The organism is Virgibacillus subterraneus, assembly GCF_900110695.1.
In the GTDB taxonomy this organism is placed as follows: domain Bacteria; phylum Bacillota; class Bacilli; order Bacillales; family Amphibacillaceae; genus Lentibacillus; species Lentibacillus subterraneus.
Map to the genome: position 1 here is coordinate 201,855 of NZ_FOEH01000003.1, position 13,640 is coordinate 215,494.

13 protein-coding genes and 1 pseudogene are annotated in these 13,640 nt (G+C 37.9%); 7 read left to right on the plus strand and 7 right to left on the minus strand.

What is annotated here, in order from left to right; genetic code table 11:
- Nucleotides 1-6 precede the first annotated feature (6 nt).
- From BMY13_RS10625 to BMY13_RS10640, 4 genes are all read right to left on the minus strand, one after another.
- Nucleotides 7-180, minus strand: coding sequence for a spore gernimation protein GerPD (locus BMY13_RS10625; RefSeq protein WP_092493638.1), 174 nt, complete (start codon nucleotides 178-180; stop codon nucleotides 7-9).
- Nucleotides 161-724 (minus strand): spore germination protein GerPC, encoded by a 564-nt coding sequence (gene gerPC, locus BMY13_RS10630; RefSeq protein WP_092504489.1) that lies wholly within the window; start codon nucleotides 722-724, stop codon nucleotides 161-163. Before gerPC ends, BMY13_RS10625 begins: the two co-directional genes overlap by 20 nt.
- A gap of 67 nt (nucleotides 725-791) precedes the next feature.
- The gene (locus BMY13_RS10635; RefSeq protein ID WP_092493640.1) at nucleotides 792-998 is read right to left on the minus strand and encodes a spore germination protein GerPB; all 207 of its coding nucleotides are present in this window, start codon (nucleotides 996-998) and stop codon (nucleotides 792-794) included.
- Between the two features lie 13 nt (nucleotides 999-1,011).
- Entirely contained in the window at nucleotides 1,012-1,227 is a 216-nt protein-coding gene (locus tag BMY13_RS10640) for a spore germination protein (protein WP_092504491.1), read from the minus strand.
- Nucleotides 1,228-1,488: 261 nt separating this feature from the next.
- Between BMY13_RS10640 and BMY13_RS10645 the strand changes: the two genes are divergently transcribed.
- Nucleotides 1,489-2,673 (plus strand): DUF418 domain-containing protein, encoded by a 1,185-nt coding sequence (locus BMY13_RS10645; RefSeq protein ID WP_092504493.1) that lies wholly within the window; start codon nucleotides 1,489-1,491, stop codon nucleotides 2,671-2,673.
- A 158-nt stretch (nucleotides 2,674-2,831) separates the two neighbouring features.
- Nucleotides 2,832-4,358: pseudogene (locus tag BMY13_RS10650) on the plus strand (nitrate/nitrite transporter).
- Between the two features lie 121 nt (nucleotides 4,359-4,479).
- Here BMY13_RS10650 and BMY13_RS10660 read toward each other — a convergent pair.
- Nucleotides 4,480-5,676 (minus strand): ornithine--oxo-acid transaminase, encoded by a 1,197-nt coding sequence (locus BMY13_RS10660; protein ID WP_092493644.1) that lies wholly within the window; start codon nucleotides 5,674-5,676, stop codon nucleotides 4,480-4,482.
- 160 nt (nucleotides 5,677-5,836) lie between these two features.
- Between BMY13_RS10660 and BMY13_RS10665 the strand changes: the two genes are divergently transcribed.
- Nucleotides 5,837-6,202, plus strand: a complete 366-nt coding sequence (locus BMY13_RS10665) for a YisL family protein (RefSeq protein ID WP_092504500.1) — start codon at nucleotides 5,837-5,839, stop codon at nucleotides 6,200-6,202.
- A gap of 282 nt (nucleotides 6,203-6,484) precedes the next feature.
- On the opposite strand, the gene BMY13_RS10670 is transcribed toward BMY13_RS10665, so the two are convergent.
- A complete protein-coding gene (locus tag BMY13_RS10670; RefSeq protein ID WP_092504502.1) occupies nucleotides 6,485-7,450 on the minus strand; it encodes an ABC transporter substrate-binding protein in 966 nt (321 codons plus the stop codon).
- Nucleotides 7,451-7,602: 152 nt separating this feature from the next.
- On the opposite strand from BMY13_RS10670, the gene BMY13_RS10675 reads away from it, so the two are divergent.
- The 4 genes from BMY13_RS10675 (at nucleotide 7,603) to BMY13_RS10690 (ending at nucleotide 12,420) form a co-directional block, all read left to right on the plus strand.
- Nucleotides 7,603-8,619: a FecCD family ABC transporter permease gene (locus BMY13_RS10675; RefSeq protein WP_092493647.1), complete on the plus strand. Its 1,017-nt coding sequence runs from the start codon at nucleotides 7,603-7,605 to the stop codon at nucleotides 8,617-8,619.
- Nucleotides 8,619-9,635, plus strand: coding sequence for a FecCD family ABC transporter permease (locus tag BMY13_RS10680; protein WP_092493648.1), 1,017 nt, complete (start codon nucleotides 8,619-8,621; stop codon nucleotides 9,633-9,635). Before BMY13_RS10675 ends, BMY13_RS10680 begins: the two co-directional genes overlap by 1 nt.
- An 18-nt stretch (nucleotides 9,636-9,653) precedes the next feature.
- A complete protein-coding gene (locus BMY13_RS10685) occupies nucleotides 9,654-10,658 on the plus strand; it encodes an NAD(P)/FAD-dependent oxidoreductase (protein WP_092504505.1) in 1,005 nt (334 codons plus the stop codon).
- A gap of 262 nt (nucleotides 10,659-10,920) precedes the next feature.
- Nucleotides 10,921-12,420, plus strand: a complete 1,500-nt coding sequence (locus BMY13_RS10690) for an alpha-amylase family glycosyl hydrolase (protein ID WP_092504508.1) — start codon at nucleotides 10,921-10,923, stop codon at nucleotides 12,418-12,420.
- A 347-nt stretch (nucleotides 12,421-12,767) separates the two neighbouring features.
- On the opposite strand, the gene BMY13_RS10695 is transcribed toward BMY13_RS10690, so the two are convergent.
- The gene (locus BMY13_RS10695) at nucleotides 12,768-13,634 is read right to left on the minus strand and encodes an SDR family oxidoreductase (RefSeq protein WP_092504510.1); all 867 of its coding nucleotides are present in this window, start codon (nucleotides 13,632-13,634) and stop codon (nucleotides 12,768-12,770) included.
- Nucleotides 13,635-13,640 lie beyond the last annotated feature (6 nt).

The window sequence follows — 13,640 nt, forward strand, 5'->3', positions numbered from 1 at the left end:
AACCCCTCATCCTGATAGTGGAACGATGGAACCAATCATAGTTGCTTCTGGCGGAGTATCGAAGAATGATGAGAGGATTATATCTTCACTGTCTCCTACTAAAAACACAGACGAAGATGTGATCGCATCTATTTGGACATTTCCGACTTGTAAGCCCCAATTATGAACTTCCATATTCATTTTCTGAATCATTCCTTTCCATATATGTTGTTAGCGAATGATGAATTTCATTTTTAATTTGCTCCATAATAAATTGCTTCCTTTGATCTTCTGAAAGGTTCTGATTTTTACGTTTGGATTCTTCTTCATAAAACGTGATTCGTTCGGGTAGCTGTTTGGCCATATCCTCGATAAGTATTGATGGATCAGTATTATCGATTGAAAAATGATTCTGGTCAGCTATATTACGGATTAGGTTTAATCCATGTTCTTTCAAATACCTATTTAAGTCAGATAATAATTGTTGTTTGACTGGTGTTTTGCCAGGTGGAACAGAGAGATCTTCTATATCTTTAAGATCATTTGGTGATAAACCAATGTGGAGAGTTCCATCAAGATTCTCTATTTTCAGCTGGTCAAAGTGATATTCGATTTTTTCGATGTTATTGTGGTTCGATTCTTTTTGTTCAAACTTCTCGACTCTTGATTCCAGTGACCTTATTTTTCTGTCCTGTTCTTCGATGCGCTGCAGTAGGTTATACATATAATTGTTCCAGCTATTCATAAGAGTGTGCCCTCCTTACAACTAGGCAAATACCTATAGTAACATATGCATAAAAGGCGAATATGTGCTACTGTCCAGGCTGTTGCAACCGAATAATTGAAGAATCACCAACAGGTTCAGCCGGCTCCGCAGCTTCTTCATACTCCCCTGTATTATAAATATCCGATTGTGCCTGAATACTTCCAGTACTCCCAATTTGTACAACTGAAGAATTTGTGATCGCGCCTATTTTTAACATATGAATACTTATAGATTGGTGAATAGTAAAATTCATGGTATACACTCCATTATTTATCTATATTCTGATCCGCTACATCTGAATCCCGTACATACGTATTTGATTCTTTTAGCCGTATATGGGTGCCATCTCCTGTATTAAAGGAACCCCCACCAGCATATGTTTTTGCAGTGCTTTCAGGACTCATTGAATACACATCTCCAATGTTAAAGATGCTGGACGAGCTTATATTAATTACTTTGACTGCGCCGACTTTTGCTGGCATGATAAATCCTCCTTCAGGTTTAGTTTATGTTCAAGGTGAAAATTTGTTGAAGCAGCAAAAAGAAGTTATTATTAATTTATAGAATAGTAGAAACAAACTATTTTTTGCAGTTAAGATAGTATAAATCCTTTCTTACTGCATAAGTGCAACTAAGGCTTATTTATACTAAGGCTTGCATTCCGAAGTATAAGGGTTCTAAAAAAAGCAAATAAGGTTCCCTTTAAACGAATGCCAAGTTCTATAAGAAAGGTAGTGAAACGAATGAATGTTGCTTCGCCATTGCAGGAATCTAAACGATTGACGTGGATTGATGCCGCTCGCGGTTTTGCTATTTTAGGTATTTTCGTTGTCAACATTGGAGCTTTCTCTGCACCATATTTCATGTATGGTGGGGAGGAGGATGCATGGACATCCACTGTCGATCAATCTACACAAGTAGTTATTGATATTTTCTTTCAGGCCAGCTTTTATACACTCTTCTCACTTTTGTTTGGTTTCGGTTTTCAGGTTTTAAAAGAACGTCTGGTAGAAAAAAATATCAATGTCTATCCACTCTTATTTCGAAGGTTACTTATATTAATTTGTTTCGGTTTGATACATGCATTTTTAATCTGGCATGGTGATATTTTATTATCATACGGAGTTGTTGGTCTGTTTTTAGTGGCATTTGTGAACCGCAAAAGTAAAACTCTATTGGTATGGGGAATACTGATGCTAGGATTGAGCGTTACTTACTTTTCTAAAATGTTATTTGATGCAAGGGCATTTCTAGACGGTTATAACACTTCGAAAATTTTCCTTGTGAAGGAAAACTATAGTAGCAGTGATCTGGCAGTAATTTTATCTCAAAACGCCAGCGATTGGCTTTATTCGAATAGTTTATTCTCAAGTTTGCTGTTAGCAACAACATTATTACCTTTGTTTTTATTCGGTATGTTTATTGCGAGAAAAAGGTGGTTGCACAAGCCCGACGAACACAAACAAACAGTGCTTATAGTATGGTTTATTAGCTTCCTGTTCTTTGCAGCACTAAAAATGGGTCCATATTTATATGGAAATCCGACTTGGTTCTCGTATATTCAGGATAATGTTGGCGGGACTGGATCCGCATTATTCTACTTATTTTCAATAACTTTGTTAAGCAGAAGCAGTTTTGGAAAATTAATATTAAAACCGCTCACATATGTTGGCAGAATGTCCTTAACAAATTATATTACCCAATCTATTATATGTTTTATATTGTTTTATGGAGCAGGTTTTGGGTTATATGGTTCGGTAAGGCCAATCGTTGCCATGGGAATTGTTGTGGTTGTCTTTAGTCTGCAAATTGTCTGCAGTAAATGGTGGCTGGCAAGATATCGTTTCGGACCGCTTGAATGGCTCTGGCGAAGTCTTACCTACAAAGAAAAACAGTCATTACGAAAAGTGAAGCGGAGAAATTCTTAGTGTGAAACAACAATAGTGTGGCAGTTTTTTATCAAGCGAAACCGCCATAATAATGTCATAGTATAATGGTATAAAAGAAGATGTGTTTACGTTATACTAGACAAAATGCTTTTACATATTTAACTTGTTGAACGTCTTAAAGACAATAGGATTCGGCAATGAAAGGAGTAGTTATATTGAATAAACAGAAATTACAATTACCCCTTCAGACATTAAGTTTAGTTGTTGGATTCATGGTATGGGTAATATTATCATCATTAATGCCATTTATAAAAGAGGACATCAATCTAACAATGGGACAAGTTTCTTGGGTAACAGCAGTCCCTGTTATCTTAGGATCTATTTTACGTGTGCCTATCGGGTATTGGACAAATCGCTTTGGAGCCAGGTGGATATTTTTAATTAGTCTTATCTTTTTAATATTTCCAGTATATTATATTAGTATAGCTAATTCATTTATCGGCTTAATTATTGCTGGCTTGTTTATTGGTGTCGGTGGAGCGATATTCTCTACTGGTGTAACATCACTTCCTAAGTATTATCCAAAAGAACGCCATGGCTTCGTAAATGGAATCTATGGTGTCGGTAATATTGGTACAGCGTTAACTGCTTTTGGGGCACCGATAATTGCTGGACAATTTGGCTGGGAAGTAACTGTGCGATTATTAATTATACCGCTAATATTGTTCGCGATATTAAACTTTATCTTCGGTGACCGCAAAGAACCAAAGGTATCGACGCCATTGAAGGATCAAATTAAAGCAGTTTATCTTAATCAAAAACTTTGGTTCCTAAGTCTATTTTACTTTCTGACTTTTGGTTCGTTTGTAGCATTTACAGTTTATCTTCCAAATTTCTTAGTATCAGAATTTAATTTGACAGAAGTTGATGCTGGGTTACGGACAGCTGGTTTTATCGCACTATGTACATTAATTCGTCCCCTCGGTGGTTGGCTTGGGGATAAGTTTGATCCCTTTAAAATCTTAATACTTGTGTTTACTGGGTTAACATTGTCCGGGGTTTTGCTATCATTTTCTCCAACGATCACATTGTATACGGTCGGTACATTAACCGTTGCGATTTGTTCTGGGATTGGGAATGGGACTATTTTTAAGCTAGTTCCTTTTTACTTCTCAAAACAAGGTGGTATAGTAAATGGTATTGTTGCAGCAATGGGTGGCTTAGGAGGCTTCTTCCCGCCACTAATATTGTCAACTGTTTTCAGTCTGACAGGTCACTATGCAATTGGATTTATGGCTTTATCGCAGTTTGCGTTAGCAAGTTTAATTATTGTCATTTGGATGTATTATACAGACAAGCTTAATCTTTCCAATCAAATTGTGGAGAACACAGGTTAAGGTGTTATGGTTACAGATACAAATGGATATATTACAAACGTAAATAAGGCTTTTACTGAAGTAACTGGGTATACAGCAGAGGAAGCTTTAGGAGAAAAGACAAAAATATTAAGTTCCGGTTATCATACAGCTGATTTTTACCAATCCATGTGGGATGAGTTGGATAAAAAACATTATTGGCAGGGTGATATTTGGAATAAACGAAAAAATGGTGAAGTCTATCATGAATGGCTGACTATAAGTGCAATTGAAGGTGATGAAGGAGAAATCATTAAATATGTTGGTATTTTTAGTGATATCTCAAATGAGGAGCCATCTGTAAATTAAGTTCTTTTCATAAGTTCTGTGGCTTTTTAATGATCACATTTAGATATATAAATTTTTTAGAAAAAGACATAAATTAAAAGTAAAGCTTGGATAGTCTTACTATCCAAGCTTTACTTAATTACTAGCCTTTTAAAACATCTTTAATATGGTTCACTGCCCATTTCAAGTCATCTTTTTCAATGATAAGTGGAGGAGCGAATCGAATTACATTTTCGTGTGTTTCTTTACATAGAAGGCCTCTCTCTTTTAATGCCTCGCAGTATGGACGGGCAGCCTCATTCAGTTCAACTCCTATAAACAGGCCTTTGCCTCGCACTTCCTTGATCATCGGATTATCAATGCTTTTAAGCTCATCCATCATATAATTACCAAGTTCCAATGACCGGTCAGCCAATTTCTCTTCTTCCAGTACTTCGAGTGACGCAACTGAGACCGCACATGCCAGTGGATTTCCGCCAAATGTAGAGCCATGTGACCCCGGATTGAATACGCCAAGAATGTTTTTGTTGGCAACGACACATGAGATAGGGAATACACCACCACCTAGCGCTTTTCCTAAAATGAGAATATCTGGTGACACATTCTCCCAGTCACAGGCGAACATTTTTCCAGTTCGACCTAAACCAGCCTGAATTTCATCAGCAATATATAATACATTGTTTTCTGAGCATACATCATATGCTTCTTTAAGGAATCCTTCTGGTGGCATGACAATACCAGCTTCGCCTTGGATTGGCTCGAATAAGAAGCCTGCAGTATTTTCGTTAATAGCTGCCTTTAAAGCGTCAATATCCCCATATGGAATGACTTTTATTCCTGGAAGCATTGGTCCAAAACCACGCTTGTTTTCTGCATCGGAAGATAACGAAACTGCTGCCATCGTACGACCGTGGAAGTTTCCTTCACATGCAATTATTTCTGCTTGTCCCTCAGGGACATTTTTTACATCATACGCCCAACGACGTGCTGTTTTAATAGCTGTCTCGACAGCTTCAGCCCCAGTATTCATTGGGAGCGTCATTTCTTTGTTGGTTAATTTGCAAATCTTTTCATACCATGGACCTAATTGATCATTATGAAAAGCTCGTGAGGTTAGTGTTACTTGATCTGCTTGTTTTTTTAATGCATCAATGATTTTCGGGTGACGATGACCTTGGTTTACTGCTGAATAGGCACTAAGCATATCCATGTAGCGATTACCTTCTGGATCTTCAACCCAAACACCCTCTGCTTTGGATATGACAACAGGAAGCGGATGATAATTTTTAGCCCCATATTCCTGAGTCTGATCAATAATTTGCTGACTGTTTTGTACCATACTATCCCTCCGATTTTAAATCTGCTTTACAAATTATAGTATAACAGTTTTTAATCTATTTTACTTCCAGTTTGGGATGTTCAAATAATTTTCAAATGAATTTCTTAGTGGTACATGATATGATAGTTTTATTATGTCTTAACGCATAGGAGGAACATAAATGAATACACATTTACACGTCACTGCATGGGTCTTGGCAATTATTCTATTTATTGTAGTAGTAGTGCTACATAAATCAGGCAAGGCAAAAGGTGCAAAAATAGTACAAATGATACTGCGTCTGGACTATTTATTAATATTGTATTCCGGTGGTACGCTGCTTGCAGCATATTTCAGCGGTCCGCAAATGGGAGAAGCCATCTTTAAAGGCCTTGCAGGAATATGGGCTATCTTTGCCATGGAAATGATCAGCTTGAAAATGGGAAGAGAAGAAGCAACGAAAAGCTGGTGGATTCAGCTGGCAATTGCAATTATTCTCACACTAATTCTAGGTTTTGGACGATTAGGATTTGGTTTTTTACCATAGGTGATTAAAAAGGACTTTTCAAGTGAGGAAAAGTCCTTTTTTAATGGATTTTTAGCCATTTGGCTCAAACTGTCACAAAATCAGCTCAAAGTTCACAATATCCGGCTCAAACTGTCACAAAGTCGGCTCAAGTTCACAAAATTCTCGCTCAATTTGTCACATTTTTACAGACTTATGGATTGTTCATAACTATAATCGAATGCCAACGCAAAAAAGTGTCATATTTAATTTAATAAATAATGACACTTTTTGCTCTTGAGATTCGATTGTATTGGTGAATAGTTACTTCGTTAACGCTTTAAGTACGTCATCGATTGTTTTTTCGGAAGCGATTAACCCTTTATTAGTCCAGTAACTTGGGTCATTCAAAATATATACATTACCATTTTTGGCTGCTGGAGTACTTTGCCAGACATCACTGTTTTTCAATGTTTCGATTCCTTGTTCACCCTCTGATGCGAGCAGGAAAACATGATCAGCTTTTAATTCGGAAAGCTTCTCAAGTGAAAGTGGATTCCATTGTGCTTGGGCTTCTCCAAGATTCTTGATGAGTTCGGGTGAATTAATCCCTAATTCCGAATAAAGCACTTCTGCGCTATGGCGGTTTTCTTCAAATACAAAAAACTGATTCCCTGTTGCCCAAATTGCTGCAACAGTTTCGTCGCCTATTGCACCACTTAATGTTTCTTTTGCATTTGCAACTTTTTCTTTATACTGATTTATGGCTTCATCGGCTTTTTCTTCTTTTTCAAGAATTTTACCAAAAGTTTCTATTTGCTTACGCCAGTTGTTTGTTGTTTCTTCTTTCATGACAAAAGTTGGGGCGATTTTTTGATAATCTTCATATGATCCTTCATAACTGTCGATACCATGTTCCAGTATGATTAAATCAGGGTTCTGATTTAGTACTTGTTCAAGTGGAAGATTCCATTCGATTTTTGGAAGGTCCTTTAATTCATATTCCAAGTAATTCTGGACGCTTTGTCCAATTGCCCATTTAGCAACTGGGGTAACTCCAAGTGCGAGTAATGCGTCTTCATGAAAGGGAGCAATAATCCGTTCAGCATCAGTTGGGAGTGTAACTTCTCCCATTTTACTGTCTAATGTTACCTCGGACTTCTGTTCACTATCTTGATCGCCGGCATCTGAACTGGAATCTGAACTATCATCACCACATGCCGAAATGATTAATGTTAGCAACAAAACTAAACTCATTAATAAAAAACGGGATTTTTTAATTTTAAACATATGTAAGTCTCCTCTTATGTTATAATAAATTCCTAATGGTAATGATAATCATTTTCAACTGTAATGTCAATTGAATTTTTGTCATTGCAGTGGGAAGTTTGAAGGCTTATACTTTTACATTAGGAAATAGTTTGTAAGTGCAGGAGAAAATCATGTTATCTACTATTCAGCATTCGTCATTTTTAAAAATAATAATCAATATTTTAACCATAATAGCATTATTACTTGCAATGGGACTATCAATTGCCTATGGGGCGGTAGATATAAATCTATCAACTGTTTGGCGGGCGATTAGTAACTTTGATAGAGATATAACATCACATCAGGTAATCCAGGAATTGAGGCTTCCGCGGGCAATTGCTGCAGCACTTGTTGGTGCATTTTTAGCTGTATCAGGTGCTGTCATGCAGGGTATGACCCGTAATCCGTTAGCTTCACCTTCAATCATGGGTGTTACAAATGGAGCTGCATTCGCTCTTGTTCTGACAATGGCATTTATTCCGGGTGTCTCTGGTCTTGGTTTAACACTTGCTTCGTTTGCTGGTGCTGGTGTTGCAGTTGTACTGGTCTTTATGGTCGGTTCTTTTTCAACGGGTGGCTTGACCCCGGTTAAACTTGCGTTAGCTGGTGTTGCAATTGGGACACTATTAAGCTCGGTTTCGACTATAATTGCACTACATTTTCAGCTTGAAAAGCAATTAGGTTTTTGGCTTGCTGGGGGACTGGCAGGAACAAATTGGAGCTCTATTCAGATTTTGCTGATATCCGGTGCGATCGGAATATTTATTGCTTTTATGATAGCGAAATCAATTACAGTACTAAACCTTGGTGAAGATATTGCGGTAGGGCTTGGGCAAAATAATTTGGTGATTAAAGTGCTCGGTATTCTGACAGTACTGATTTTAACTGGAGCAGCAGTCTCTGTTGCAGGTGCCATTGGTTTTATGGGCCTGATAATCCCTCATATGTCCCGTTTTATCATGGGTACGGATTATCGCTGGATTATTCCTTCATCAGCATTATTTGGTGCACTTCTGCTGGTTTTATCCGACATTGTCTCACGGCTGATAAATGCTCCATATGAAACGCCGGTTGGTGCGATAACATCGCTAATTGGTGTACCATTCTTTTTATATCTAGCTCGCGGCAGTAGTGGGGGTGGCAAATAATGAACCCGATTTATCAAAAGAAAACAGGTCGATTTATTGGTATTATAGCGTTATTCATCGTATTAATTATCACCATGTTCTTTATCAGCCTTAGTACTGGTGTTATCAATATAGCGCCATTAGATGTAATAAAAACGCTAACTGGGCAAGGGACGGAAAGACAAGGATTGGTGTTATTTGACTTTCGCTTACCAGGGATTATATTAGCTTTACTGATTGGCTCAGGTCTTGCGGTATCCGGAGTAATTCTGCAGGGAGTCACCCAAAATGATCTGGCTGACCCTGGTATTTTGGGAATTAATACTGGGGCAGGTCTTGCGGTCGTATTATTTATATTTTTTATCCAGGATTCATTGAATACAACGTTATCTATTTTTATAATGCCACTATTTGCGTTAGTTGGAGCTTTATTTGCAGCATTTCTAGTATATACATTAGCATGGAAAAATGGTGTCAATCCAATACGGCTGGTGCTTGTGGGAATAGGTGTTAATGCAGGATTCAGTGCAGCGTTAATTATTTTTCAGCTAAAAATGAACCCGCAGGACTTCAGACAGGCAACCGTTTGGCTTTCCGGTGATATATGGAGCGCCAATTGGTCATTTGTATTAGCTTTGCTGCCATGGATTCTTATACTCGTTCCATATGCACTTCACAAGGCAAACGTACTGAATGTCTTAAACCTCGGCGATGATGTTGCTGCTGGGTTGGGGTCTAAAGTTGAAGGGGATAGACGTCTGCTGCTGCTTATCGCAGTTGCGTTAGCGGGAGCTAGTGTTGCTGCTGGTGGTGCAATTGCTTTTCTGGGACTAGTCGTACCACATATTGCACGAAGGATAATTGGTCCGTTGCATCAATATATTATTCCAATTTCAACATTAATTGGTGCACTTCTGTTAATGGTTTCAGATACAATTGGCAAGAATTTATTAACGCCAACAGAAATACCTGCCGGAGTTGTTGTGGCTGTTCTTAGTACACCTTATTTTGTATATCTTTTAGTTAAAACCAAATAAGCCGTGGAGGTTTTTTTTATGACCGAACAACATGAAGTTTATGACGTTACGATTATTGGCGGAGGACCCGTGGGCCTATTCACTGCCTTTTATAGCGGCATGCGTGAGATGAAAACCAAAATAATTGAATACCTGCCATTTTTAGGTGGAAAAGTTCCATATTTTTATCCTGAAAAGGTAATAAGGGATATTGGAGGTATAGCGAGCATTTCCGGTGAAAAGTTGACAGATCAATTGATTGAACAGGCGATGACATTCAATCCGACTGTTGTTTTAGGAGAACAATGCCTACATGTAGAAAAACTTCATGATGGAACGTTTATCCTAACTAGTGATAATGGTGCTAAACACTATACACGAACGATTATCGTAGCAACAGGCTTTGGGACGCTTAAATCAACGAAATTGGAATTGCCGAATGCAAGTCAATTCGAAGAAAAGAGCCTTAATTATACGATAAAGCGCCTGGAAAGTTATCGTGGAAAACGTGTACTCCTGTCTGGCGGAGGAAATTCCGCGGTCGACTGGGCAAACGAATTGGAATCTGTAGCAGATCAGGTCACATTGGTTTACCGCAAAAAAGCTTTTAGTGGAATAGAAAGTAATATTACAAAGATGAAGAACTCATCCGTGGATGTTAAGACTCCTTATTTCGTTGATAGCTTAGTAGGGGACGGGGGACAAATTTCAAGTGCATTCGTTAAAAACCTGCAAACAAATGAAGTAGAGGAGCTTGAAATCGATGCATTGATCGTAAATCATGGATTTGAAATAGACCTTGGACCTATTGCAGACTGGGGAATGGATATGGAAGGTGGCACCATTAAAGTGAATGGGGAAATGGCGACTTCAATCCCAGGTATGTTCGCAGTTGGTGATATAGCCAATTATCAACACAAACTTCAACTAATTGCTGGTGGATTTAATGAAGGACCAATTGCTGTAAATAGTGTGAAATTGCATATACACCCAGAGGAAGAACTATCTCACTTATTTTCTACAACCTATGATTTTTCGGAATAGTATTTTTTAAAATATGAAGGATTTTCGACAATCTCACAGTATTCATTGACTATTTTTGAAAAAGGTTAATAATAGGGAGGTATTAACTATTATTTTTCTGGCAGATAAGAAAGTATAAATCCTTTCTTACTGCATAAGTGCAACTAAAGCTTATCTATATAAAGGCTTGGCGATAAGCCAAGTTTTCTAAGCAGTTAGGTGAAATACGCTTTCATAAGAATCTCTTTAACAATCGGCCAAGTTTTCTAAAAGGAGTACAATGATGAAACACTTACTATTAACACTTATAATAATTTCTTTTTCGCTCGGAATAACTAACCCGGCTGGTGCAGCAGAAAAAGAAACCATACATAGTGAAATTATTTATAATCTATTAGTTGATCGTTTCAATAACGGTGATCCTTTAGCGGGGGAACAGGTTAATTTGGATGATCCCCTTGCTTATCATGGTGGAGATTTACAAGGAGTAACTGATAAACTTGGATCCTTAAAAGATTTAGGGTATACCACGATTGTATTGTCTCCGATTATGGAAAACGCACCTGGTGGCTATCATGGTTATTGGATTGAAGACTTTTATAAAGTTGATGACCAGTTTGGTACAATGGAAGATTTGAAAAAACTAGTAAAAGAAGCCCATGAACGTGACATTAAAGTAGTAATGGAGTTTGTAACAAACTACGTGTCAGTGACACATCCCATGACAGAGGATTCAAGTAAAAGTGACTGGCTGAAAGAAAATAATAATGTTCAGTCATACCAATGGCTTGATCAAGCTGTTGTACTTGATCAGTCAAACCCAGAAGTACAAAAATTCCTAATGGATGCTGCAGATTACTGGATTGAGGAAGCAAATATTGATGGATATAAATTTCATGCAGCTGATTATACCAATGAGTCATTTTTAAAAGAATTGACTGCTCACATTAATGAACAAAACCCGAATTTCTATATGCTTGGAGATATTTTAAGCGGCGAGGAATATACAGGTGATATCAAAGAGAATACACAAATTGATATGGTGGAGAATCATCCGATATATGAACCGATAACAGAAACCTTTGCAAGTGCAGGAGAGCCTGTTTCAAACCTTTATGATGCTTGGGTAGCCAGTGGCAAAAGTGAGGACCTAACCTACTTGGATAACAAATACACTGAACGCTTTACGCAAAAGCTGCTGAAAAATGCCCGGAATCCATTAACGACATGGAAATTAGCTTTAACTTATTTATACACTGCTCCAGGAACTCCAATGATTTATCAAGGATCTGAGATTCCGATGGGTGGTGGGGCGTTTCCAGATAGTCAGGAGATGGTCCAATTTAATAGTGGAGATGAAGATTTATCAGAGTTCATCAATAGAGCTTCAGCACTTCGCTCTCAGTTTCCTCCCCTCCAAAAGGGAGACTATGAGCTATTAGGTTCAAGTGGTGCCATGAGCCTGATGAAACGTTCATATGAAGGTAAAACGGTCTATATCGCTATCAATAATGATACGGAGTCACAAGCTATTTCAATTGATGGAATTGACTCTAGTATGCAATTGAAAGGTCTGCTTGGAGATAATCTTGTACGGGAAAATGAAAAAGGTGAATTTAAAATTGGTCTTGCACGTGAAACCGCAGAAGTTTACATCGAACAGAATGATACTGGACTAAATTGGACATTTATTGGAACGGTTATAGGTATTTTTCTTTTATTCGTCTTGGGTGTCATCCTATTAAGCAGAAAACAGAAAAAAAGAGAAGAAGCTGAAGCGTAAGCAATTCAGATTGGAATGACCATCAATTTTGTATGTTAATTGATGGTCAGTTTTTTAGGGATTAAAAAACCACATGGCTGCCGTGTGCTCAGCCACCATCAACTATGAAAAATGGCAAACTGAAAATTAACCTGAGTAGGAATGCTAAAAAACTTTAGCGGACACCAGCGACCTTATATCGCAGAATTATCCCTGTTATACTCAGGTATATGTCAAATAAGGTCTTTTGTGTCCGCATACCCACGTTAAAGCACTGTTTTTATAGAAATAGCGGCTTCTATGACCTCTAACTGCTATTTTTGCTTAATCCGTATGTTTAATTTGCTCGTTCCGAATTACCAATTACTCTACCCGTTAACAATCATTCCGCCATTTATATGAATAACTTGTCCTGTCACATAGCTTGCATCATCACTTGCTAGATAAACATATGCTGGTGCTAATTCCTTTGGCTCTCCAGGGCGCTTCATCGGCGTATTTCCACCAAAAGTATCAACTTTTCCTGCGCTAAAGGTTGAAGGAATTAGCGGAGTCCAAATTGGTCCTGGTGCAACTGCATTTACTCGTATGCCTTTATCCACTAATGATTGTGACAATGAGCGCGTAAATGAAGTAATAGCGCCTTTTGTAGCTGAATAATCAATAAGATCTTCACTTCCTTGATAGGCTGTGATCGATGAAGTGTTGATAATTATACTACCTTGACGCATATTTTGTAATGCTGCTTTCGTCATATGAAATGTTCCGAAAACATTTGTTCGAAACGTTTGTTCAAGCTGTTCACTTGAGATGTTTGAGAATGCATCTTGCGGATGTTGTTCAGCTGCATTGTTTACAAGAATATCTATTTTTGAAAACGTCTCAAGTACTTCTGTGACTGCCGCTTCGCAAAATGGCTGGTTGCCAATATCACCATTAATCAGCAAGCATTTCTGACCTTCCAGTTCAACTAATCGCTGTGTTTCTTTTGCGTCTTCATGTTCATTAAGATAGACTATCGCGATGTCTGCACCTTCTTTTGCAAAGTGAATACTGATTGCGCGTCCAATTCCACTGTCACCACCAGTAACAATGGCAACTTTGCTTTTTAATTTGTTGCTCGGTTTATAGTCTTTACTAATATATTCCGGCTCAGGATGCATTTTCGACTCCACGCCAGGTTGCTTAGATTGATGTTGGGGTGGTGGTGTTTTCCTTTTATTATTTTTATCCATCTTATC

Bases quoted from the DNA above. Each gene is read 5' to 3' on its own strand.
- BMY13_RS10670 (WP_092504502.1), bottom strand. From the start codon at position 7,450: ATGTTTAAAATTAAAAAATCCCGTTTTTTATTAATGAGTTTAGTTTTG.
- BMY13_RS10640 (WP_092504491.1), bottom strand. From the start codon at position 1,227: ATGCCAGCAAAAGTCGGCGCAGTCAAAGTAATTAATATAAGCTCGTCC.
- BMY13_RS10695 (WP_092504510.1), bottom strand. From the start codon at position 13,634: ATGGATAAAAATAATAAAAGGAAAACACCACCACCCCAACATCAATCT.
- BMY13_RS10690 (WP_092504508.1), top strand. From the start codon at position 10,921: ATGAAACACTTACTATTAACACTTATAATAATTTCTTTTTCGCTCGGA.
- BMY13_RS10680 (WP_092493648.1), top strand. From the start codon at position 8,619: ATGAACCCGATTTATCAAAAGAAAACAGGTCGATTTATTGGTATTATA.
- BMY13_RS10665 (WP_092504500.1), top strand. From the start codon at position 5,837: ATGAATACACATTTACACGTCACTGCATGGGTCTTGGCAATTATTCTA.
- BMY13_RS10660 (WP_092493644.1), bottom strand. From the start codon at position 5,676: ATGGTACAAAACAGTCAGCAAATTATTGATCAGACTCAGGAATATGGG.
- BMY13_RS10685 (WP_092504505.1), top strand. From the start codon at position 9,654: ATGACCGAACAACATGAAGTTTATGACGTTACGATTATTGGCGGAGGA.
- BMY13_RS10625 (WP_092493638.1), bottom strand. From the start codon at position 180: ATGAATATGGAAGTTCATAATTGGGGCTTACAAGTCGGAAATGTCCAA.
- gerPC (WP_092504489.1), bottom strand. From the start codon at position 724: ATGAATAGCTGGAACAATTATATGTATAACCTACTGCAGCGCATCGAA.
- BMY13_RS10635 (WP_092493640.1), bottom strand. From the start codon at position 998: ATGAATTTTACTATTCACCAATCTATAAGTATTCATATGTTAAAAATA.
- BMY13_RS10645 (WP_092504493.1), top strand. From the start codon at position 1,489: ATGAATGTTGCTTCGCCATTGCAGGAATCTAAACGATTGACGTGGATT.
- BMY13_RS10675 (WP_092493647.1), top strand. From the start codon at position 7,603: ATGTTATCTACTATTCAGCATTCGTCATTTTTAAAAATAATAATCAAT.